This window comes from Streptomyces sp. NPDC033845, from assembly GCF_055576225.1.
This window is the reverse complement of sequence record NZ_JBVIRI010000014.1, coordinates 54832-77196: the sequence shown is the minus strand read 5'-3', so window position 1 is coordinate 77196 and position 22365 is coordinate 54832. Positions and strand designations below refer to the sequence as shown.

The 22365-nt window shown below is 74.0% G+C and carries 17 protein-coding genes; 1 reads left to right on the top strand and 16 read right to left on the bottom strand.

Going from position 1 to position 22365, the window contains the following annotated elements:
• Positions 1-58: 58 nt before the first annotated feature.
• The 10 genes from ACZ50K_RS27015 to ACZ50K_RS26970 all read right to left on the bottom strand — a co-directional run bounded on the left by ACZ50K_RS27015 (position 59) and on the right by ACZ50K_RS26970 (position 12443).
• Entirely contained in the window at positions 59-499 is a 441-nt protein-coding gene (locus ACZ50K_RS27015; protein ID WP_468907672.1) for a hypothetical protein, read from the bottom strand.
• Between the two features lie 4 nt (positions 500-503).
• Positions 504-1694 (bottom strand): type VII secretion-associated serine protease mycosin, encoded by a 1191-nt coding sequence (gene mycP / locus ACZ50K_RS27010; protein ID WP_468907670.1) that lies wholly within the window; start codon positions 1692-1694, stop codon positions 504-506.
• A 20-nt stretch (positions 1695-1714) separates the two neighbouring features.
• Complete coding sequence (locus ACZ50K_RS27005; protein WP_468907669.1) at positions 1715-3205, bottom strand: hypothetical protein; 1491 nt, start codon at positions 3203-3205, stop codon at positions 1715-1717.
• The gene (locus tag ACZ50K_RS27000) at positions 3205-3786 is read right to left on the bottom strand and encodes a hypothetical protein (protein ID WP_468907667.1); all 582 of its coding nucleotides are present in this window, start codon (positions 3784-3786) and stop codon (positions 3205-3207) included. The genes ACZ50K_RS27005 and ACZ50K_RS27000 overlap by 1 nt, the downstream gene beginning before the upstream one ends.
• A 147-nt stretch (positions 3787-3933) precedes the next feature.
• Positions 3934-6261, bottom strand: a complete 2328-nt coding sequence (locus tag ACZ50K_RS26995) for a xanthine dehydrogenase family protein molybdopterin-binding subunit (RefSeq protein WP_468907847.1) — start codon at positions 6259-6261, stop codon at positions 3934-3936.
• A gap of 26 nt (positions 6262-6287) precedes the next feature.
• Positions 6288-8525: a 2Fe-2S iron-sulfur cluster-binding protein gene (locus ACZ50K_RS26990; protein ID WP_468907665.1), complete on the bottom strand. Its 2238-nt coding sequence runs from the start codon at positions 8523-8525 to the stop codon at positions 6288-6290.
• On the bottom strand, positions 8522-9409 hold the full coding sequence (locus tag ACZ50K_RS26985) for an FAD binding domain-containing protein (RefSeq protein ID WP_468907663.1): 888 nt from the start codon (positions 9407-9409) through the stop codon (positions 8522-8524). Before ACZ50K_RS26985 ends, ACZ50K_RS26990 begins: the two co-directional genes overlap by 4 nt.
• Positions 9410-9719: 310 nt before the next feature.
• The gene (locus tag ACZ50K_RS26980; protein ID WP_468907661.1) at positions 9720-11378 is read right to left on the bottom strand and encodes a beta-N-acetylhexosaminidase; all 1659 of its coding nucleotides are present in this window, start codon (positions 11376-11378) and stop codon (positions 9720-9722) included.
• 190 nt (positions 11379-11568) lie between these two features.
• Positions 11569-11853 carry a DUF3039 domain-containing protein gene (locus ACZ50K_RS26975; RefSeq protein WP_150207851.1) on the bottom strand — a complete coding sequence of 95 codons (285 nt, stop codon included), beginning with the start codon at positions 11851-11853 and terminating at the stop codon, positions 11569-11571.
• 29 nt (positions 11854-11882) lie between these two features.
• Positions 11883-12443, bottom strand: coding sequence for a YqgE/AlgH family protein (locus tag ACZ50K_RS26970; protein WP_468907659.1), 561 nt, complete (start codon positions 12441-12443; stop codon positions 11883-11885).
• A 262-nt stretch (positions 12444-12705) separates the two neighbouring features.
• On the opposite strand from ACZ50K_RS26970, the gene murA reads away from it, so the two are divergent.
• Positions 12706-14052 (top strand): UDP-N-acetylglucosamine 1-carboxyvinyltransferase, encoded by a 1347-nt coding sequence (gene murA, locus ACZ50K_RS26965; protein WP_468907657.1) that lies wholly within the window; start codon positions 12706-12708, stop codon positions 14050-14052.
• A gap of 111 nt (positions 14053-14163) precedes the next feature.
• On the opposite strand, the gene ACZ50K_RS26960 is transcribed toward murA, so the two are convergent.
• The 6 genes from ACZ50K_RS26960 to ACZ50K_RS26935 all read right to left on the bottom strand — a co-directional run bounded on the left by ACZ50K_RS26960 (position 14164) and on the right by ACZ50K_RS26935 (position 22316).
• Positions 14164-14445 carry an HU family DNA-binding protein gene (locus tag ACZ50K_RS26960; RefSeq protein WP_030875040.1) on the bottom strand — a complete coding sequence of 94 codons (282 nt, stop codon included), beginning with the start codon at positions 14443-14445 and terminating at the stop codon, positions 14164-14166.
• Positions 14446-14764: 319 nt separating this feature from the next.
• Positions 14765-16201: an NAD-dependent malic enzyme gene (locus ACZ50K_RS26955; RefSeq protein ID WP_468907655.1), complete on the bottom strand. Its 1437-nt coding sequence runs from the start codon at positions 16199-16201 to the stop codon at positions 14765-14767.
• Between the two features lie 382 nt (positions 16202-16583).
• Positions 16584-18902, bottom strand: coding sequence for a HelD family protein (locus ACZ50K_RS26950; RefSeq protein ID WP_468907653.1), 2319 nt, complete (start codon positions 18900-18902; stop codon positions 16584-16586).
• Positions 18903-18994: 92 nt separating this feature from the next.
• Positions 18995-19561, bottom strand: a complete 567-nt coding sequence (locus tag ACZ50K_RS26945) for a CGNR zinc finger domain-containing protein (protein WP_468907845.1) — start codon at positions 19559-19561, stop codon at positions 18995-18997.
• 102 nt (positions 19562-19663) lie between these two features.
• Entirely contained in the window at positions 19664-20836 is a 1173-nt protein-coding gene (locus ACZ50K_RS26940; protein WP_468907651.1) for a uroporphyrinogen-III synthase, read from the bottom strand.
• Between the two features lie 97 nt (positions 20837-20933).
• On the bottom strand, positions 20934-22316 hold the full coding sequence (locus ACZ50K_RS26935; RefSeq protein WP_468907649.1) for a nitrate/nitrite transporter: 1383 nt from the start codon (positions 22314-22316) through the stop codon (positions 20934-20936).
• Positions 22317-22365: the final 49 nt, after the last annotated feature.

The window sequence follows — 22365 nt, the reverse complement described above, 5'->3', positions numbered from 1 at the left end:
GACCCGACCCGATCCTGCGCTCGCGCCTGTGCGCGTGCCTGTTCCGTTGCCTCGCCGGCTACTTGAGGTGCTCCTCGACCGCGGTACGGGTGAGCGCCGCATGGATCCGGGCGTCCTCCCGGCCCAGGGAACGCACCGAGTAGTCGAGGGAGTTGGAGATGTGCGCGCAGCCGGAGAGCAGGGTCCGCACCTGGGAGTCCCAGCGCTCCTGAAGCGTGGTGAGCGCGGCCCCGCTGGCGAAGCCCTCGCCCTTCAGGGCGGTCGCGGCCTCGGAGGTCGCCGCCTTGGCGTGCGCGCTGTCGCGGCCGAGCCGGTCGTGCAGGACGTACGCCTCGTGGCCGACGGCCCCGATGTGGTCCTGGTTCACCAGCAGGTCGTCCCCGCCGGTCCCGGGCCCGCCGCCCGGCCCGCCGGGATCGGCGGGGAGCTGGTTGAGCCGGGTGCGGGCGTTCTGTGCGGCGGCGGCGCGCTGGGCGGACCACTCCTCGTCGAAGGACATGGGCTCAGCGGTTCCTTCCTCGCAGGGCCACGGCGGTGACACCGCCGCCGATGATCACGGCCGCGCCGATGCCGAGGGCGATCCACGGCAGGCTGCTGCCGCCGCCGTCGTCCGCCGCGGCGGCCACCGGAGTGTCGGCCACGGCCGGGGCGGACGCCTCCGGGGTCGCACCGGGCGCCGGCGCGCCCGAAGGCGCGGGCGCCGCGGCCGCCAGGTCGGGCAGCGGCCACTTGTCGGCCGGCCCCGGGTCCCCCGGATCGGTCAACGCGATCCGCGGCCGGACCACGCCGTACCCGATGTAGTCGTTCCGCTCGACCCCGTCCCGGGGCTTCCCGGCGGTGTTGAGCAGCACCCGCAGCACCTGGTTGTTGGTCCAGTCGGGATGCGCGGCCCAGATGAGGGCGGCGGAGGCGGAGGCGAGGGCGGTGGCGTCACTGGTGCCGTGCGAGTTGCAGACCCCGCTCGGCTTGGTGCACGCCGAGACGATGTCCTCCCCGGGCGCGGCCAGGTCGACCTGCGGGCCCTTCTGGGACTCGGCGGTGGCGTTGCCCTTGCTGTTGATGGCGGCGACGCCGACCACTCCGGCAGTGGCCCCCGGGTACTCCACCCCGTTCGCGGTGTCGCCCGAGTTGCCCACCGACGAGAAGATCAGCTTCCCCTTGGACAGGGCGTACTTCACTGCCGCCACGCGCGCGGGATCATCCGCGACGTTCACGCCGCCGGTCCCCTGCGAAATGTTGATGATCTTGGCTTCGGAGTCCGCGGCGTACCGGATCGCCGCGGTCCAGGTCGGCTGCTCCGAGCCGACCTCGGCCTTGACCCGCAGCGGAAGGATCTTCGCTCCGGGCGCCAGCCCAAAAGCACCGTCCCCGGACGGATGCCGTCCTGTTCCCGCGATCATCGTCGCGATCCCCGTGCCGTGGTTGCTGAAGTCGACCCGCTCGTCGCCCGGGGCGTTCGGGGCGAAGTTCTTGCCGGGCACGACCTGTCCCTCAAGTTCCGGCACCCGGCCGACCCCACTGTCGATCACCGCGACCACGATGCCCTTGCCCGTGCTGGCCTTCCACATCTGGTCGGCCTTCATGGAGTCGAGGTGCCATTGCTGGGACCTGATCGACTCCGCGTGGGCCGGAGTCGCGGCGACTCCGGCCAGCAGCAGGCCCATCAGGACAGAGGTGGCGTTCCGCATGCGCATCCGGTGCAGTGTCCGTTCGCTCAGTCGATGACCGGAGGGCCAACGCGACGGCTGCCCTGCCAGGTCTCTTCGTCCTCGACCAGATAGTCCGGCCGCTCTCCGTCGGTGTCCTCACGTCGATCGGTGCCCCGGACCAGCCCCGAGCCGCCCTGGGTGAACGGGCGGCCACCGGCCCCCGGACCCGTGCCGCCGGCGACCGGATGCCCGCCGACCACACCGCCGGGCTGGCTCGCCAGTCGGCGTCCCGACCCGGGTCCGCCTGCACCCGCGGCGCCACCTCCGGGGAGACCACCGCCACCCATGCCCGGACCGTAGCCGCCCGCGCCCGCACGGCCCGCCGGGGCATGGCCCTCGGCTCCGATCACGGTGCCGCGCGGAATACCGGCGTTCGGGCCGCCCATGGTGACCGGGCGGCCGCCGTGGATGCCCGGGTCACGGGGCGGGACCCCCGGGACCAGGCCGCCCTTGCCCAGCGGGCTGCCGGGACCACCCGGGCCGCCGGTGCCGGGCAGGTGCGGCAGCAGGCCGTTCGGCACGCCGGGGCCGGAGCGGGGGACGCCGCCCGGGGGAAGGCCGCCGAGCGGCGGACCGCCCACCGGCGGCACGAGACCGACCGGCGGCGGAACCATCGGCCCGGGGCCGGGCCCCGGTCCGGGACCCGGAACGTGCGGCACCATCGGGGTCTGGGGCTGCGGCGCAGGCAGGGTCTTGACGTTGTCCAGGTCGGTGCGCACATCGCTGTCCGGCAGCGTCGGCAGGACGGGCAGCGGACCGGGGTCCCGGTCCTGGGTGGGCGGGACCACGGGCGCCGGTGTGGTCGGACGGGTTTCCCCGGAGGGCGGCTGCCCGGGAATCAGACCGGTGTCGGAGCCCCCGCCGTCGTCACCTCTGCCCGACTGCGTTCCGCCTCGACCACTCTGATTGAGGATGTCCGGGTTCACTCCGCCCCGGACGATCTCCTCCGACCCTGACCTGTCGACCGGCACCAGCACCGCCGGCGCCGGCGGAAACGTGGGAATGGTCGCCGCGTTCATCTGCGTGGTCGAGGTCTCGTACGACTGCGCCAGCTTGTTCATCTGCTGGACCGCGTCGGCCCGGTCGCCCGACAGCTTGGAGTGGGCGTCCTGGCCGATCTGGCGGGCGTCCGGGTCGTTGCGGGCCTCGCGGGAGGCCTCCAGGTTGTCGTACGCCTTCTGGTCGTACGACGGCATGCTGGCCTTGACCTCGACGATCGTCTGGGCCGCCTGGACCATCCACTCGCCGCCGGTCTTGCTGTACTCGCCCAGTCGCAGCGTCGAGTTGCCCAGGCTGTTCACCCAGTTCTGGAAGGCCTCGGCGGCCTGGCCCTCCCAGTTCTCGACCTTGTGGTTCTTGAGGTCGTTGCCGATCTTCGTGATCTCGATCTCGGCGTCCTTGAGGAGCTGGCCGCGGGTCTTGACCTTCTCGCCGTCCACCGAGGCCAGCATCGCCAGCAGTTCCTTGTGCGAGTAGCCCTCGAAGTTCGTCGCCATTACAGGTCGCCTCCGGACGTGCTCTCGTCGGTGCCGGTGCCGGTGCCGGTGCCGTTGCCAGGGCCGGTGCCGGGGCCGGTGGGTGCCTGGTCGCCGACGGAGCCGCCGCGGTGCTTGGCCTCCGGGTCGCGGGCCGGCACGTACTCCTTGTGTGCCTGCCGCTGCAACGACCGCATCCGCGCCTTGACTTCCTCGTCCATGTTCTCGTAGCCCACCCGGGAGGCCTCGACCGCGATCGCCAGCGATTCGATCTGGTTGGCGAGCGCCTTCGAGAGGTTCTCCATCTCGGTGCGGACCTTGTTGTACGCGGTGTGCAGGCCGTCCGCCTCGACGAAGCCGGTGCCCAGGTCGCGGGCCCCGAGGGTGCCCTCGGTGAACTGGCCGTGCTCGGCCTTGGAGCCCTTCAGCTGGTCGAGGAGCGCGTCCACGCGCTTCTTGTAGCTCACCATGGACTCGTGCTCGACGAAGAGGGCCGGGGCTTGCGCCGCGATCAGCCCCTTGTTCGCCAGAGCGAGCATGTCCCCGCCCGGCACGAAGGGCAGCAGTGGCCCCACCGCCCCCAGCCCGCCGTCGTCCGCCACGATGGCCTCCCCGTCTCTCCCCGTCGCCGCGGCGAGGCTGGCCCGCCGCGCCCCGTCACGTCCCCGTTCGCATACGTACCCGCAACTCTAGCGAGCCGCTCCGACACACCCAAGTCCGGGGTTGCACGTGCAATGCGGGTCAGAAGGTCACGAGTTGGTCGTACGGGATGCGGCGGCGGCCGGTGCCGCGACGGCCGCGGAGGGGCGGATCGGGAGGCGGTTGACGGGGCGGCCGGTGGCCGCCCGGACCGCGGAGGCGACCGCCGCCGGGGCGGTGACCACCGGGACGGCGCTCGCGGCCTTCGCGCCGAACGGCGCCACCACGTCCCGTTCCTCGACGAGCCGGACGATGCGGACGGCCGGGGCGTCCAGCGCGGTGGGCAGGGCGTATCCCGTCAGGTCCGGGTGCCGGACCAGCCCGGAGGCGGTGCGGAGGTTCTCGGTGAGGGCCGCTCCGACGCCCTGGACGACCCCGGCCTCGATCCGGGCCGCCAGCTGGCGCGGGTTGAGGACCCGGCCGACGTCCTGGGCCACGGCGAGTTCGACGACCCGGACGGATCCCAGCTCCACGTCCACGTCCACGACCGCGCGGACGGCGCAGAAGGCCAGGCCCACGAAGGCGTCGCCCTGGCCGTCCGCGTCCAGCGGTTCGGTGGGGTGCGGGCGGCACTGGGCGGTGGCCCAGAGCTCCTTGCCGGCCAGCGCCTCGGCGACGGTGGTGGAGAACGCCCCGTCGTAGGAGGTGATCCGGCCGTCCGCGATCTGCAGGAGTTCGGTGGACATGCCGAACTTGGCGGCCATCGGCTGGAGCAGCTGGGTGCGGACCATCTTGGCGGCCCGTTCCACGGCCCCGCCCGACACCCAGGTGTGCCGGCCGTGCGCGGACGGCCCGGCCGGCGGCTGGTCGGTGTCCACGGGGGCCAGCCGGACCTCGTCGACGCCCAGGACCTCCTGGACGATCTGGCGGGCGAGGGTGGCGAAGCCCTGCCCGGTCTCCACGGCGGCGCAGATCACGGTGGCGGTGCCGTCGGTGACCTTCACGGTGGCGGTGGAGACCTCGTCGGTGCCCTCCGCGCCGAGCATGTGGACCATGCCCAGGCCGTAGCCGACCCCGCGCCGGACCGCGCCCGGCTCCCCCGCGCCCTCCGGGCCGCCGGGCAGCAGCCATTCGTCCTCGGGGGTGTCCTTGGGAAGCGGGGGCAGTTCGAAGTCGCGGACGGCGCGCAGCAGTTCGGCGACCGGTGCGGGGCAGGTGACGGACTGGCCGGTGGGCAGCAGGTCGCCGGTGGCCAGGACGTTGCGCAGCCGCAGTTCGGCGGTGTCCAGGCCGAGTTCGGCGGCCAGCTTGTCCATCTGGCCCTCGTAGGCCGCGCACACCTGGAGGGCGCCCTCGCCCCGGACGTGCCCGGACGGGGGGTTGTTGGTGCGGACGGCCCAGCCCTCGACGAAGGCGTGCGGGACCACGTACGGGCCGCAGGCGAAGGCCACGGCCGCGGCGAGGGATTCGGCGGAGGAGTCGGCGTAGGCGCCGGAGTCCATCAGGATCTGCGCCTCGACCTTGACGAGGCGGCCCTCGGCGTCGGCGTGGTGGCGGTAGCGGAGCAGGGTGGGGTGCCGGTGGGCGTGCCCGAGGAAGGACTCCTCGCGGGTGGCGGCGAGTTTGACCGGGCAGCCGGTGCGCAGGGCGAGCAGTCCGAGCGGCAGGGTGAAGGCGGCGTCCTCGCGGTCGGCGGTGGCGCCGGGGACCCCGGTGACGACGACCTTGACGCGTTCGGGTTCCAGGCCGAGGCAGGAGGCGACGAGGTCGCGGTCGGCGTGCGGGTCGGTGGAGGCGGTGTAGAGCTCGACGCCGCCGTCGGGGCGGGGCACGGCGAGTCCGGCTTCCGCGCCGATGGGGGCGGGGTCCTGGCGGCCGATCCGGTAGAGGCCCTCGACGACCACGTCCCCGGTGGCCTCGGGGTCGCCGTAGCGGAGCGGGATGTGCCGGATCAGGTTGCCGTCGGGGTGCAGGGGCGGGGCGGCGAAGGCCTGTTCGGGGTCGGTGACCGCGTCGAGGAGCTCGTACTCGACGGTGATGGCGGCGGCGGCCAGCCGGGCCGCGTCCGGGTGGTCGGCGGCGACGGCGGCGATCGGTTCGCCGTGGTGGCGGACCACGTCGTGGGCGAAGACCGGGCGGTCGGCGATCCGCCGGCCGTGGGTGGTGGAGCCGGGGACGTCGGCCTGGGTGACCACGGCGCGTACGCCGGGCATGGCGGCGGCGGCGCTGGTGTCGATGGACCGGATCCGGGCGTGGGCGTGCGGGGAGCGCAGCACGGCCGCCCACAGGAGGCCCTCGGCCCAGAGGTCGGCGGCGTAGGGGAAGGTGCCCTCCGCCTTGGCGCGGGCGTCGGCGGGCATCACGGAGGCGCCGATCCCGCGCGGTTCCTCGGCGGTGTCCTGGCCGGTGGCGGGCCGGTCGGCGGCCGTGCCGGTCACCAGGGCGGTCGCCGCGTCGCTGGCAGTCACGCCGTGCCTCCGTGGTGGTCGGGGTGGATGCCGCCGGCGGGGTGGATGCCGCCCGCGCCGGGCGGGGCCTGGTGCGGGATGCGGGCTTCGGCGGCCTGGTCGGCGGCCGCCTCGGCGGCGGCGGTCCGCTCGGCGACGACCTCGCCGACCGCGTCGATCACCCCGTGGTAGCCGGAGCAGCGGCAGAGGTTCCCGCAGAGGGCCTGGCGGGTCTCCAGTTCGCTGGGGGCGTGGTTGCCCTCCAGCAGGTCGTGGATGGTCATGGCCATGCCCGGTACGCAGAACCCGCACTGGACGGCCCCGGACCGGCAGAGGGCCCGCTGGACGTCGGAGAGCTCGCCGTCGGTGGCGAGGCCTTCCACGGTGCGGACCTCCGAGCCGGCCGCGGTGGCGGCCGGGACCAGGCAGGAGTTGACCAGCCGGCCGTCGACCTGCACGGCGCAGGCCCCGCACTCGCCCTGCGAGCAGCCGTCCTTGGCGCCGGCCAGGCCGAGGCGCTCGCGCAGCACGTAGAGCAGCGACTCGCCGATCCAGGCGCCGGTGACGGGCCGGTCGGCGCCGTTGACCCGGAGCACGAAGGAGGCGAGCGGGTGCTCGGCGCTGTGCACGACCACGGGGGCCTCGTGGCCCGCCGCTCCGGCGGCCACCTGCCCGGCCGCCTGCCCGGCCGCGGCCTCGGCGGCGTCCGGCACGGCCGTGTCGGCCTCCGGTGCCACGGGCGCGGTGTCCGCGGCCGGCTCGGCCGCCGCCAGGTCCGTGCCCGGCTCCATGGCCGGTTCCGGGGCCGGTTCCGGGGTCTCCGGGGCCTCGGTCCGGGGCTGTTCCACATGCCCGAAGAGATTGGCGACCGGCGCGGGCTCGGCGGCCGGGACCTCGGTGCCGCCGGCGGGGGTGAAGGCGTACGGGTCCGGGCCCGGCAGCGCGACGCCCTCGGCGGGGGTCGGGTGCGGGTGGTGCGGCGGGGAGTGCGTCGGGGCCGCGGTGTGGCTGGCCTCGATGTCGGGCGCCACCGGGAACGGCTCGCCCGGCTCCGCGTGCGGCCGCCGGTCGGGGGCCTCGCCGAACAGTCCTTCCGGCGCCACCGCCCGGTACGGGTCCTCCGCCGCCGCGTGCGGCGACTCCTCGGGGGCCGCACGGAACCGGGCGTCCTCCGCACCGACGGCGAACGGCGCGCCCTCCGGGCCGGAGCGGAGGCCGGTGTCCTCCGGACCGGCGCGGAGACCGGCGTCCTCCGGACCGGCGTGGAACGCGGCGTCCTCCTGGCCGGAGCCGGCATGGAACGGCGCGTCCTCGGGACCGGCCGGGAACGGCGTGTCCTCCTGGCCGGTGCCGGTGCCGGTGCCGGGGTGGAACGGCGCCTCCGCCGGGCCGGCCGTGAACCGCGCGTCCTCCGGGGCGGCATGGAACCCGGCGTCCTCCGGACCGATGGAGAACCCGGCGCCGTCCGTGGCCGTGGTCGGGGCCTGGTGGAACCCGGCGCCGTCCGTCGCCGTGGCCGGGGCCGTCTGGAACGGGGTGTCCTCGGGGAGGGTGCCCACGCCGGGGCCGCCGAGCACCCGGCCCCGCATGGGGGCGGACGGGTCCGCGGGGGCGGCGGGCACGTAGGCGCGGGCGCCGTCGAACTCGGGGCCGGTGGCCCAGGGCGCGGCCGCCCCACCGGGCAGGGTCGCGGGGGCCTGGCTCCAGTCGGCCACCGGGATGGCCCACTGGCCGGTCTCGTGCCCGGTCGCCGGGGCGGGCGCGGGAACGTGCTCGCCGGCCCCGCCGCCGCCCCCGCCGACCTCGCCGAAGTGCCATTCGGCGGTGGCGCCCGGGTCCGGTTCGGGCAGGGTGCCCGGGTCGGCGTCCAAGGCCTGTTCCTGCAGCTGGGTCTGGGGCTGGTGGGCGGCCGGGTCGGGCCACTGGACGGGGATCGCCCAGGTGCCGGTGGTGCCGGCCGGGTCGGTGCTGACGGCGGCCACCGCGGCCATGGCCGCGCCGGGGGTCACCGGCGGGGCGGGCGGTACCGCGATCACCGGGGGCACGATCACCGGCGGCACGTAGCCGTGGCCCGGGGCGGCCAGGGGTTCGCCGGTGCCCGCGGTGCCCAGCATGTCGTCGGGGAGCTTCACGAACGCCGTCGCGTCGGGTTCGTACTCGCCCCCGTGCGGAACCGGCTCCCAGCCCCAACCCGCGTTTTCCGTACCGCCACCGCTCACGTGCCCGTGCCCGTTCTCGTGCTCGTTTCCGCTCATGAGGTCAGTGCCCTCCCCAGGGCCCTGCGTGCCAGTACGGCCACCGTGCGCCGCAGCTGGAGCACTCCGGCCGGGACCGGATCGCCCTGGTCGGGCACGCAGGCGGCGGCGACGTACTCGCCGAAGGCCTCCAGGGCCTCGGGCGCCAGCCGCCGTTCCGCGTCCCAGTCGATCAGCGAGGCCACCCACTGCTCGGCCTCCAGGGGCCGCAGCGGCATCGGGGCCACCGCGCCCACCGCGATCCGTACGCCGCGCCGCGCCGGGTCCAGGACCAGGCCGACCGAGGCGATGGCGCGCCCGGGGCCGGTCCGGCCGGTGGCCTTCAGGAAGACCTGGGGGGCGTGCAGCAGCGGCACCCGGACGAAGCCGATCAGTTCGCCGGGGCGGAGCATCTCGCGGCCGGCGAGCAGGTGCGAGACCGGGATCTCGCGGCCGGTGCCGCCGGGCCCGGCGATGACCAGGACGGCTTCGAGGGCGGCCAGCACCGGCAGGGCGTCGCCGGTCGGGGCGGCCGTGGCGATGTTGCCGCCGAGGGTGCCGGCGTTGCGGATCTGCGGGGGTCCGGCGGCGCGCGCGGCCGCGGCCAGGGCCGGGATCAGCGCGGCGAAGTCGGGGCGGCCCATCCGGGCGTGGGTGAGGCCGGCGCCGAGGAGGGCGTGGCCGTCCTGGTACTGCCAGCCGCGGATCTCGTTGATCCGGCCGAGGCCGACGAGTCCGGCGGGCCGCAGCAGGCCGGCGTTGACGGCCGCCATCAGGTCGGTGCCGCCGGCGACCGGCACGGCGGCGGGCATGGCGGCGAGTGCCTCCACCGCCTCGTCGAGCGAGGTGGGCAGCGTGACGGACTGCGTCACGGACTGCGCCGCCTGCGGTGCGTGCGTGGTCAACCCGGCTGCCCCTTCCCGATGTCCCGGTCTCGGCGCTCGCGCGCTCACGCCTGTTCCGCCGTACGGTACGTGCTCACCGCCGGGACGTGGCAACTCTGGCACATCTTCGGGGCCGCTCCGGCGCGAGGGTGGGCCGGGCGCCCCCGGCTCCGCCCCCGTCCGGCGGGCCGGGTCGCCCACAGAGAAGAAACGTCCGTTTTCGGGGGGTTTCCTTCTCTGCGGGGCGACTTGGCCGCCTTGGCGGGAGAGTTCCGCTTGGCGGTGTCACTCCGGGTTCATCCCGGGTTCATCCGGGTGCGGCGGTCCCGGGTCACACGTTCGGAGGCTGCCCCTCCAGGGGTCGGCCGGGCACTCCGGGCCGCCGCTGCCACGGCAACGGGCCGCCGGGCGGCCGGTAGTGGACGCCGAGTGCGGCGAGCCGCCGGTAGTGGCCGGCCGCCATCCGGGCCTCGAAGCCGGGGTAGTCCCGGGCTTCCGGTTCCGGGAGTTCGGACCAGACGGCCTCGGCGAAGGCGGCCAGCCTGGGGAACACCTGGTAGTCGACGCGGCCCTGGTCCTGCATCACCTCGGTCCACACGTTGGCCTGGGCGCCGAGCACGTGCCGGGCGGCCTCGGCGGACAGCTTGGGCGGCACCGGCTCGAACCGGTAGACGTCCTCCAGCGAGCGGACGTAGCCGATCGGCATCGGCTCCTCGGGGCCGCCGTCCTGACGGTGGTCCAGATAGACCTGCTGCTCCGGGCACATCACCACGTCGTGGCCGGCCTCGGCGGCGGCGATGCCCCCGGCGTAGCCGCGCCAGGAGGACACCGCGGCCCCGTCGGCGAGGCCGCCCTCCAGGATCTCGTCCCAGCCGATCAGCCGGCGGCCGCGGTCGGCGAGCCAGCGGTCGAAGTGCCGGATGAACCAGGACTGGAGCTCCTCCTCGTCCCGCAGGCCGAGTTCGGCGATCCGGGCGCGGGCGGCGGGCGAGGCCTTCCACTGCTCCTTGGGGCATTCGTCACCGCCGATGTGCACGAAGGGCGAGACCTCCACGGGGAAGAGTTCCAGGACTTCCTCGAAGACCCCTTCGTAGAACCGCAGCACCTCCTCGGTCGGGGCCAGCACGTTGGGGTTGACGCCCCAGTCCTCCCAGACGCCGAGCGCGGCCGTGTCCACCACGTCGGTGTTGCCGAGCCGGGGGTAGGCGGCGATGGCGGCCTGCGAGTGGCCCGGCAGGTCGATCTCGGGGACCAGCCGGACATGGCGTTCGGCGGCGTAGGCGACGATCTCGCGGAGGTCGTCCTGGGTGTAGAAGCCGCCGTGCGGGGTGTCGTTCCAGCGGTCCGAGGAGCCGTGCCCCCATTTGCTGCGGGCCCGCCAGGCGCCGGTCCGGGTGAGCTCGGGATGGCGCAGGATCTCGACCCGCCAGCCCTGGTCGTCCGTCAGGTGCAGGTGCAGCACGTTGAGCTTGTGGGCGGCGAGCAGGTCGATCCAGCGCAGCACCCCGTCCTTGGGGGTGAAGTGCCGGGCCACGTCGAGCATCATGCCGCGCCAGCCGAAGCGCGGGGAGTCCTCGACGGTGCCGGCCGGCAGCAGCCAGGTCCGGCCGGGCAGCGGGGCCTTGCGGTAGGCGTCCGGGCCGAGCAGCTGACGGAGCGTCTGGGCCGCCCAGAAGAGTCCCGCGGCGGAGCCGGCGGTGAGCCCGGCCCCTTCCGGTCCGGTGGTCAGCCGGTACCCCTCCGGTCCGAGCGCCTCCAGGAGGGCGGGCCGGACCTCCAGCCGCAGCACCTGCCGTACGTCCGCGCTCCCGGCCTCCGGGGCGGGCGGCAGCGCCCAGCCGGTCGCCGCCCCTATCTCGCGGCGCAGCCAGCGGGCCACGCCGTCGGCTCCGGGGCCGGTGGCGGCGAGCAGCGGATCGCGCAGCGCGCACGTCCGGTGGCCGTCTCGGGCGAACCGCTGTTCACGGGGCTTCGGAATCAGGTCGGACATGCTGTCGGTCCCTCCACGGCCAGGCGTTGCATCCTGTGCAACGCGTGTTTCGCAGAACGCATCTGACGCCGACCTTACCCGCCGGGCGGGCATACGAAAGGGCCCCCGGGGTGCTCGCGCACACCCGGGGGCCCGGTTCCCTCCGCGACGGGCCCGGAGGCCCGGCGGAGGGGAGGTGAGGGGGTGGGGGCTACTTGTCCTTGCCGCCCTTGTCCTTGTCCCCGCCCGCGCCCATGGAGTCGTAGATCTCCTTGCACATGGGGCAGACCGGGTACTTCTTCGGGTCGCGGCCCGGTACCCACACCTTGCCGCACAGCGCCACGACGGGGGTCCCGTCGAGTGCGCTCGCCATGATCTTGTCCTTCTGGACGTAGTGGGCGAAGCGCTCGTGGTCGCCGTCACCGTGGGACACCTGCGGCGTCGGCTCAACGAGGGTCCCCGTGCCAGTCCCGCGCTCGGGCTCAAGAGTGCTCATGCGCCCAAGGGTACTGAACACCCACCCGCCTAGTTGAGCGACGGGTCGTCCGGATAGGTGGCGATCATCGCGAGTTCGCTGCGCTGGCGGCGCAGCACCGCGCGCCAGAGCCGTTCGGGGTCGGGGTGGGACACGTCCCCGGGCTCGGAGTCGACCACGTACCAGGCGCCGTCGGTGAGCTCGTCCTCCAGCTGCCCGGGGCCCCAGCCCGAGTACCCGGCGAAGATCCGCAGCCCGCCGAGGGCGCCGGTGAGCAGCTCCGGCGGGGCCTCCAGGTCGACCAGCCCGATGGCACCGTGCACCCGGCGCCAGCCCAGCGGGCCCTCCTCGCCGGGGATGACGGCCACCCCGAGGGCGGAGTCCAGGGCGACCGGGCCGCCCTGGAAGACGACGCCCGGATCGCCGGCCAGCGGGGCCCAGGGCAGCAGGATGTCGCCGACGCCCACCGGGGTGGGCCGGTTGAGGACCACGCCGAGGGAGCCCTGCTCGTCGTGGTCGAGCAGCAGCACCACCGCGCGGTCGAAATTCGGGTCCGCGAGGGCGGGAGTGGCGACGAGCAGCCGCCCTGTGAGGGAGGACACCTCGGTCATGCCGCCATGATCTCGCACATTCGCCCTTCGGGGGGAGTGGACGGCGAATCGGGATCAAGGGCAGCTCAGGGCGCACGGCGGCAGTGCGGAGCGCACGGCCGTCACCCCTGCGGAACGCAACACTCCGCCATTTCGCCGGTACGCAGGGTGCTGTGGCGAATTCATGACAGTCCTACGGCCGCGTCGGCCTTACGAACGGGGGGGCACTGCCCCTTACCCTTTTCACTGGCCCCCTGCCCACCCCTCCCGGAACGCGAGATTCATGACCGGCACTGACAGCCAAGATGTACTGCTCGTCCACGGCGGTACCCCGCTGGAAGGCGAGATCCGGGTCCGCGGCGCGAAGAACCTCGTGCCCAAGGCCATGGTCGCCGCCTTGCTCGGCAGTGAACCCAGCCGGCTGCGCAACGTGCCGGACATCCGCGACGTGCGCGTCGTGCGCGGACTGCTCCAGCTGCACGGCGTAACGGTCCGCCCCGGCGACGAGCCGGGCGAGCTGGTGCTCGACCCCACCCATGTGGAGAGCGCCAACGTCGCCGACATCGACGCCCACGCGGGTTCCTCCCGGATCCCGATCCTGTTCTGCGGACCGCTGCTGCACCGCCTCGGCCACGCCTTCATCCCGGGCCTGGGCGGCTGCGACATCGGCGGCCGGCCGATCGACTTCCACTTCGACGTGCTCCGCCAGTTCGGCGCGACCATCGAGAAGCGCGAGGGCGGCCAGTACCTGGAGGCCCCTCAGCGCCTCCGCGGCTGCAAGATCCGCCTGCCGTACCCCTCCGTGGGTTCGACCGAACAGGTGCTGCTGACGGCCGTGCTGGCCGAAGGCGTCACCGAGCTGAGCAACGCGGCGGTCGAACCGGAGATCGAGGACCTCATCTGCGTGCTGCAGAAGATGGGCGCGATCATCTCCCTGGACACCGACCGGACCATCCGGATCACCGGTGTGGACCGCCTCGGCGGCTACAACCACAAGGCGATCCCGGACCGTCTGGAGGCCGCCTCCTGGGCTTCCGCGGCCCTGGCCACCGGCGGCAACATCTACGTCCGCGGCGCCCAGCAGCGGTCGATGATGACCTTCCTCAACACGTACCGGAAGGTCGGCGGCGCCTTCGAGATCGACGACCACGGCATCCGGTTCTGGCACCCGGGCGGCCCGCTCAACGCGATCGCGCTGGAGACGGACGTCCACCCCGGCTTCCAGACCGACTGGCAGCAGCCGCTGGTCGTGGCCCTCACCCAGGCCGCCGGCCTCTCGATCGTCCACGAGACGGTCTACGAGTCCCGGCTCGGGTTCACCGAGGCCCTGAACCAGATGGGCGCGCACATCCAGCTCTACCGCGAGTGCCTGGGCGGCTCCGCCTGCCGCTTCGGCCAGCGGAACTTCCTGCACTCGGCGGTCGTGTCCGGCCCGACCAAGCTGCAGGGCGCGGACCTGGTCATCCCGGACCTCCGGGGCGGGTTCTCGTACCTGATCGCGGCGCTGGCGGCCGAGGGCACCTCCCGGGTGCACGGCATCGACCTGATCAACCGCGGCTACGAGAACTTCATGGAGAAGCTCCAGGAGCTCGGCGCGAAGGTGGAGCTGCCGAACGGCGACCTCGTCTGACCGGCTGACGGTACCGAGAGCACGCGGAAGGGCGGTCACCCCGTGGGGGTGGCCGCCCTTCGCGGTACTGCCTGGCGCCTGCCTGCCGGCCGCGGGGGCCGGCGAAGGGGCTTACTTGCCCTTGGCGGCTTCCTTGAGCTTGGAGCCCGCGGAGACCTTCACGCTGTAGCCGGCCGGGATCTGGATGGGGTCGCCGGTCTGCGGGTTGCGCGCGGTGCGAGCGGCACGGTGGGTGCGCTCGAAGGTCAGGAAGCCGGGGATGGTGACCTTCTCGTCGCCCTTGGCGACGACCTCACCGATGGTCTCGGCGAGGGCGGCCAGAACGGCGTCGGCGTCCTTGCGGGTCACCTCGGCGCGCTCGGACAGAGCGGCCACCAGCTCACTGCGGTTCATGTTGTACTCCCGTGTTCAACTTGCCTATGAGGCGTGAGATCGAAGCCGATGCTGCCAGGGCCCTCGGACAGTCCCCGGACCCGGGTCTGCCGTCAGACCCTCTCGCCACGGTTACGCATCCTGCCCCCACCAGCGGCGGGAAAGCCAATCCGGCACCCTCCGGGGTCACACGAAAAGCGCCACGGTCACGCCGCGGTGACGCTCCGTCCACACTCCGTCCAGGCCCGATGGCGGACCTGGATGCGGTACCGCGGACCACGCGGGCATCCCCGCAACCCTAGAGGCGGTCCGGCGGCCCCGCATCCCGCGACGCGCCGGATCAGACGGACGTGCCGGACGCCACACCCGGGGCGGCGGCCGCGGTCGCGGCCTTGCGGACGGCGCCCGCGACGGCTCCGGCGACCTTGTCGTTGAACACCGAAGGGATGATGTAGTTCGCGTTCAGTTCGTCCTCGCCGACCACGTCGGCCAGGGCGCTGGCGGCGGCCAGCATCATCTCGGTGTTCACGGTGCGGGACTGGGCGTCCAGCAGACCGCGGAAGACGCCCGGGAAGACCAGCACGTTGTTGATCTGGTTGGGGAAGTCGGAGCGGCCGGTGGCCACCACGGCGGCCGTCTGGCGGGCGACCGCGGGGTCCACCTCGGGGTCCGGGTTCGCGAGCGCGAACACGATGGCGCCGTCGGCCATGGCGGCCACGTCCTCGCCGTTCAGGACGTTCGGGGCGGAGACGCCGATGAACACGTCGGCCCCGACCACGGCCTCCTTGAGAGTGCCGGTGTAGCCCTCGGGGTTGGTGTTGTCGGCGATCCAGCGCAGCGGGGAGTCGTCCGGGGCGTCCACCAGGTCGGGGCGGTCCGCGTGCACCACGCCGTGGATGTCGGCGCTGACCGCGTTCTTCACACCCGCCGCGAGCAGCAGCTTCAGGATGGCCGTACCGGCCGCGCCGGCGCCGGACATGACCACCTTGATGTCCCCGACGGCCTTGCCCACCACGCGCAGGGCGTTGGTGAGGGCGGCGAGCACCACGATGGCGGTGCCGTGCTGGTCGTCGTGGAAGACCGGGATGTCCAGGGCCTCGCGGAGCCGGGCCTCGATCTCGAAGCAGCGCGGGGCGGAGATGTCCTCCAGGTTGATGCCGGCGAAGCCCGGGGCGATCGCCTTGACGATCGCGACGATCTCGTCGGCGTCCTGGGTGTCCAGGCAGATCGGCCAGGCGTCGATCCCGGCGAACCGCTTGAACAGGGCCGCCTTGCCCTCCATGACGGGCAGCGCGGCCATCGGGCCGATGTTGCCGAGGCCGAGCACGGCCGAGCCGTCGGTGACCACGGCGACCGAGTTGCGCTTGATGGTGAGGCGCCGGGCGTCCTCGGGGTTCTCGGCGATCGCCATGCAGACCCGGGCCACACCCGGGGTGTAGATCATCGAGAGGTCGTCGCGGTTGCGGATGGGGTGCTTGGACGCCATCTCGATCTTGCCGCCGAGGTGCATCAGGAAGGTGCGGTCGGAGACCTTGCCGAGGGAGACCCCCTCGATCCCCCGGAGCTTCTCGACGATCTCGTCGGCGTGCGCGGTGGAGGTGGCCGCGATGGTGACGTCGATACGGAGCTTCTCGTGGCCGGATGCGGTCACGTCGAGGCCGGTGACCGACCCTCCGGAGGATTCCACCGCGGTGGTGAGCTGGGAGACCGCGGTACCGCTCGCGGGCACCTCCAGACGGACCGTCATCGAGTACGAGACGCTGGGCGCCGTTGCCATGACCGGGTTCCTCTGCTTTCCCTGTGTTCGCTGTACACGGGTCCCGCACACGGCAGGTGTGGCAGGACCTGTTGTCCGATCGTCCCACCTACCGGCTGGTACCAGGTAACCAGCTACAAAATTCGGAAAGACTCTTCCACCATACGAGATATCTCCGGGCGTCGGAAGGGTGGGTCCATACGAAACAGGTCCGCGCCCTCCACCTGTGGAGGGCGCGGACCTGGTTGAACGACTGGAAAGACTGAGACACCGACCCGCCATGCTCGCCTCGCGGCAAGTGGTCGCTCTAGGCGACTAAGGTTGGGCCCGGGGGCTTGGATCGAGCCGGTGTCGTCTCCCAGGCTAACAAAGGATCGCCGAAAACGAGCCCCCCGCCGCCGCCTTACCGCTCCTCGTCGCGCAGCAGCTCCGGCACCCCGGCCGCGTCCGGGGCGTCGCCCCGGCCGGAGACCACCGTCAGCTGCTGGGTGGCCCGGGTCAGCGCCACGTACAGCACCCGCAGACCGGCCGGGGACTCCCCGGCGATCTCCGCCGGGCCGACCACCACGGTGGCGTCGTACTCCAGGCCCTTGGCCTCCAGACTGCCCAGCGCCACCGCCCGGCCGCCCAGGTCGGCCAGCCACTCGGCGGCCTCCGCGCGGCGGTCCATGGCCACCACCACCCCGACCGTGCCGTCCACCTGGGACAGCAGCCGCCGGGTCTCCTCCCGTACGGCCTCCCGCAGCCCGGCGGGGCCCTCGCCGGCCGCGGTGAACCGGGGCTCCAGACCGGTGGAGCGGACCGCCGACGGGGGCTCCATGCCGGGCATGGCCCGCTTCAGCACGGTCGCCGCCAGCTCGGCGATCTCCGCCGGGTTGCGGTAGTTCACGGTCAGCGTGAACCGGCGGCGCGGCCGGCTGCCCAGGGCCTCGTCCCGGGCCGCGGCCGCCTCCTCCGGATCCGACCAGGAGGACTGCGCCGGATCGCCGACCACCGTCCAGGTGCCGTGCCGGCCGCGCCGGCCCACCATCCGCCACTGCATCGGGGTCAGGTCCTGGGCCTCGTCCACGATCACGTGCGCGTAGTCCACCCGCTCGGCGGCCAGCCGTTCGGCCCGCTCCCGCTGGGTCTCCTCGCGCTGCGGCATCAGCTCCTCCAGCCCGGTCAGCGCGTCCAGCGGGTCGTACTCCCGCTTCCGCTTGGGCCGGGCCGGGGCGCCCAGCAGCAGCTGGAGCTCGTCCAGCAGCGCCACGTCGTGCACCGACAGCTCCTTGCGGCGCAGCGAGCGGGCCAGCTGGCGGATCTCGCGCTGGTTGAGCACCCGGCGGGACCAGCGGCCCAGCCGGCGCTCGTCGGCCATCGCGGCCAGCACCCCGCGCGGGGTGAGCTCCGGCCACCAGGCGTTCAGGAAGTCCAGGAACACGTCCTCGGTGGAGATGTCCTCGTCGAAGGCGGACCGCAGCTCGGCGGCCAGTTCCGGGTCGGTGTGCCGACTCGCCCCGCCGGCCTTCGACCAGAGGGCGTCCAGCAGCAGCCGGCGGGCCCGCGGGCGCAGCAGGTTCACCGGGGCGGTGCCGCTGAGCACGGTCTGCCGGATCCGCTCCAGCTCGGGCGCCTCCAGCTCCTGGCGGCGCCCGAAGGCGACCACCCGCAGCCGGTCCGGGGCGGTGCCGGCGGGTCCGCCGAGTTCCAGGGCGCCGCGGACGGCGCTGCGCAGCACCTTCAGCATCCGCGCCGAGCCCTTGACCCGGGACACGGCCGGTTCGTCGTAGGCGGTGGCCTCCGCCCCGTCGACCAGGGAGCCCAGCGCCCGGATGGCGACCTGCCCCTCCTCGCCGAGGGAGGGCAGCACCCCCTCGGTGTAGGCGACCAGCAGCGGGGTGGGCGAGACGATCAGGATGCCCCCGGAGTACCGGCGCCGGTCCTGGTAGAGCAGATAGGCGGCCCGGTGCAGGGCGACGGCCGTCTTCCCGGTGCCGGGACCGCCGGCCACCTCCGCCACCGAGGCGGCGGGGGCCCGGATCACCAGGTCCTGCTCGGCCTGGATGGAGGAGACGATGTCCCGCATGGAGTGGGTGCGGGCCCGGCCCAGGGCGGCCATCAGGGCGCCGTCGCCGATGGCGGGCAGTTCCGCGCCGTCCAGGAAGGCGGTCACCTCCGGGCGCATCAGGTCGTCCTCCACCCCGAGCACCTTGCGGCCCTTGGAGCGGATCACCCGGCGGCGCACCACCCGGCCCGGCTCCTTGGGGGTGGAGCGGTAGAACGGTGCCGCGGCCGGCGCCCGCCAGTCGATGACCAGCGGGGAGTAGTCGGAGTCGAGGACCCCGATCCGCCCGATGTGCAGGGTCTCCGCGATGTCGGCCGTCAGGTCGGGCCGGATCGCCTCCTCCGCGGGCTCGATGGAGGTGTAGGCCCCGTCGGGTCCGCGTTCCCCGTCCTTTCCGAGGACCAGGTCGATGCGTCCGAAGAGGAAGTCCTCGAACTCGTTGTTCAACCGGTTCAGATGGATCCCGGCCCGGAAGACCTGCGCGTCGCGCTCGGCGAGCGCGCCGGGCGTGCCGACCTGGCCACGCTGGGCCGCGTCGTTCATCAGGAACTCGGCCTCGTCGATCTTCTCTTCGAGCCGGCGGTACACCTGGTCCAGATGAGTCTGCTCGACCGCGATCTCCCGATCGCGGACGGAATCCGCCGTGCTGTCGACAGCGGCATTCTGCGCGGCCACCAAGGCCCCCTTCTGACGTGCATGGGCGACCGTCAACCGTACGCGAACGGAGCGGGTTCCCGCACGCCGGTCCGGCCGGAAGCCGGGGCCGGTCAGCCGGGGCGGGCCGCCAGGGCGCGCCGCCGGTGCCGGGCGACCCGCTCGCGGTTGCCGCACTGCTCGCTGGAGCACCAGCGGCGGCGGTGTCCGCGGGAGGTGTCCAGGTAGACCCGGGCGCAGCCGTCCCCCTCGCAGGCGCGCAGCAGGGCGCGGTCGCCGGGGTCGGTGAGGAGCTCCACGGCGTCCCGGGCCACCGCGGCGAGCAGCGCCGCGCATTCGACCCGGCCGCACAACTCCCGTACCAGGTGGCCTTCCCCGTCCGATACCGCGCAGAGTCCGGGAGGGGGACCGGCGGCCAGCGTGTTGACGCGTCCGAGGGCGGCGCCGGGGGGCGGGCCGCCGTCGAGTTCGGCCCGCACGAGGGCTCCGAGGTCCGCGCGCAGTTCCCGGAACGCGGCGAGCCAGCCGCCGTCCGCGTCCACCCGGCCGGCCGGGGTGCCGTCGGGCACCAGCCCGGCGCCGGTCAGCCACAGCCTCAGGTCGCGTCCGTCCCGGATGCGTTCGGGCGGCCCCTGGGTGGCCACCAGATCCAGACAGACCCGCCCGGAATCGAACCACATGCCGCTCACCGGTCACCGCCTCGGTTCGCCACTCCGCCGGGGATGCCACCAGAGTGCCCCCGTCCGGTTCCGGACGGAACCCCTCCTGCGGTGGGCGGGTGCTCAGGGGGTGCCGTACTTGGTGTCGGCGGGGGTGTCGAGGGAGAGCCGGTAGCCGCGTTTGACCACGGTCTGGATCAGTTTCGGCGCCCCCAGGGCGGTCCGCAGCCGGGCCATCGCGGTCTCCACGGCGTGTTCGTCGCGGCCCGCCCCGGGCAGGGCGCGCAGCAGGTCGGCCCGGGAGACCACCCAGCCGGGCCGCCGGGCCAGGGCCCGCAGCAGGGCCATCCCGGCGGGCGGGACGGGGTGCAGCGTCCCGTCGAGCAGGACGGCGTGGCCGCGGATCTCCAGCCGGCGGCCGGCCACCGGCAGGGTCCGCGCCCGGGCGGGGAGTTCCTGGCAGAGCGACTGGACCAGCGGTCCGAGCCGGAACCGGTCGGGGGCCACCGTGTCCACCCCGCGCGCCTGGAGCGGCAGGGCGGTGACCGGGCCGACGCAGGCCGCGAGCACCCCGCCGCGCAGGGCGGCCAGGACCTCGGGCAGGATGCCGCGCTGTTCGGCGCGGGAGAGCAGGGAGGCGGCGGCGGGGGCGGAGGTGAAGGCGACCGCGTCGAGGCCGCCGGCGGCGACCGTGTCCAGCAGTCTGTCCAGGGGTGCCTGGTCGGCGGGCGGCATCCACCGGTAGACGGGTACGACGACGACCTCGGCGCCGCCGGCCCGCAGGGCCTCGACGAAGCCCGGGAGGGGTTCGCCGTGGAGTTGCAGGGCGATCCGCCGCCCGGCCACCCCGGCGGCCAGCATCCGGTCCAGGACCTCGGCGAGGGACTCCGATTCGGGGGACCAGGCCTCGACCAGTCCGGCGGCCCGGACGGCCCCCTTCACCTTGGGTCCGCGGGCGAGGAGTTCGGTGTGCCGCAGCCGGTCCAGGAGCTCCTCGCCGATCCCCCATCCGTCGGCCGCCTCGATCCAGCCGCGGAATCCGATGGCGGTGGTGGCGACGACGGTGTCGGGGGTGCGGTCGATGAGTTCCCGGGTGGCGGCCAGGAGTTCGCCGTCGTCGGCGAGCGGCACGATCCGCAGGGCGGGGGCGTGCACGACGGCGGCCCCGCGCCGCCGGAGCAGGGCGATGAGCTCGTCGGCCCGCCGGGCGGCGGTGACCCCGACGGTGAACCCGGCCAGCGGCCCGGGGGCGGCCGCGGCGGGGGTGCTGTCGTCGGTGGCTGTGCTGGTGCCCATCGTGACCTGCCTCGTGGTGCAAAGGGGGTGCGGTTCGGCGCGGCCCGAGCCTGCCAACGCGGCGTGTCAGGCTCGGTTCGCGCGGATTTCGCGGCGGTTACACGGTGCTGAGCCGGGTCTCGGGTGCGGCGCCGGGCGGGGCGGCGGCCGGGCCGGGGAGGGTGTCCCGGGCGGGCCGGCGAAGGTATACCGCCCAGGTGACGGTGCAGCACAGCGCGTAGAAGGCGAGGAAGGTGACGAAGGCGGCGGTGCCGGAGCCGGAGCTGCGGAAGGCCTCCCGGAAGACCAGGTTGATGCCGAGCCCGCCGAGGGCCCCGACGGCTCCGATGAGCCCCATGGCGGCCCCGGAGAGCCGCCGCCCGTAGGCCGCGGCGGCCTCGCCGGTCAGGCCTCGGGCGAGCGCCCGGGCGTGGAAGATGCCCGGGATCATCTTGTAGGTGGAGCCGTTGCCGAGTCCGCTGAGGACGAAGAGGGCGACGAAGCCGGTGAGGAACTCGGGCAGGGACTCCCGGACGGAGGCGTGGATCACGATCCCGGTGGCGGCCGCCATCGCGAGGAAGGCCCCCAGGGTGATCCGGGCGCCGCCCCACCGGTCGGCGAGGGCCCCGCCGACGGGCCGGATCAGCGAGCCGAGCAGCGGTCCGACGAAGGTGAGCGAGGCCGCCTCCAGCGGGGTCCGGCCGAACTGGGTCTGGAGGACCAGGCCGAAGGCGAAGCCGTAGCCGATGAAGGAGCCGAAGGTGCCGACGTACAGCAGGGCCATGATCCAGGTGTGCCGGTCGCGGAGGGATTCCAGGACGGCCCCGGTGTCGTTGGCGACCGGGGCCAGGTTGTCCATCCGCAGCCAGGCCAGGGTGGCGGCGAGCACGATCAGCGGCAGGTAGGCGGCGAGCAGCAGCCGGGGGTGTCCGGCGCCGGCGGTGCCGATGACCAGCAGTCCGGCGAGCTGGACCACGGGGACGCCGATGTTGCCGCCGCCGGCGTTGAGGCCGAGCGCCCAGCCCTTCTTCCGGAGCGGGAAGAAGGCGTTGATGTTGGTCATGGAGGAGGCGAAGTTGCCGCCGCCGACCCCGGTGAGGACGGCGACCAGCAGGAAGGTGGAGTAGGCGGTGCCGGGTTCGGTGACCAGCAGGGCGGCGAGGGTGGGGGCGAGCAGCAGGGCGGCGCTGACCACGGTCCAGTTGCGGCCGCCGAAGCGGGCCACGGCGAAGGTGTAGGGGATCCGGACGAGGGCGCCGACGAAGGTGGCGGTGGCGATCAGGAAGAACTTCCCGGCCGGGTCGACGCCGTACTCCGGGCCCATGAAGAGGACCAGGACCGACCACAGGGACCAGATGGAGAACCCGATGTGCTCGGACAGCACCGAGTAGAGGAGGTTGCGCCGTGCGGTGCGTTCCCCGGTCTCCTTCCAGAACGTCTCGTCCTCGGGGTCCCAGCGCTCGATCCAGCGGCCCCCGCTGCGGGGTGCGGTTCCGGTCATGCACGCCTCCACGGCCATCGCGTCCGTCCGTCTGTCGGTGCGACCGTAG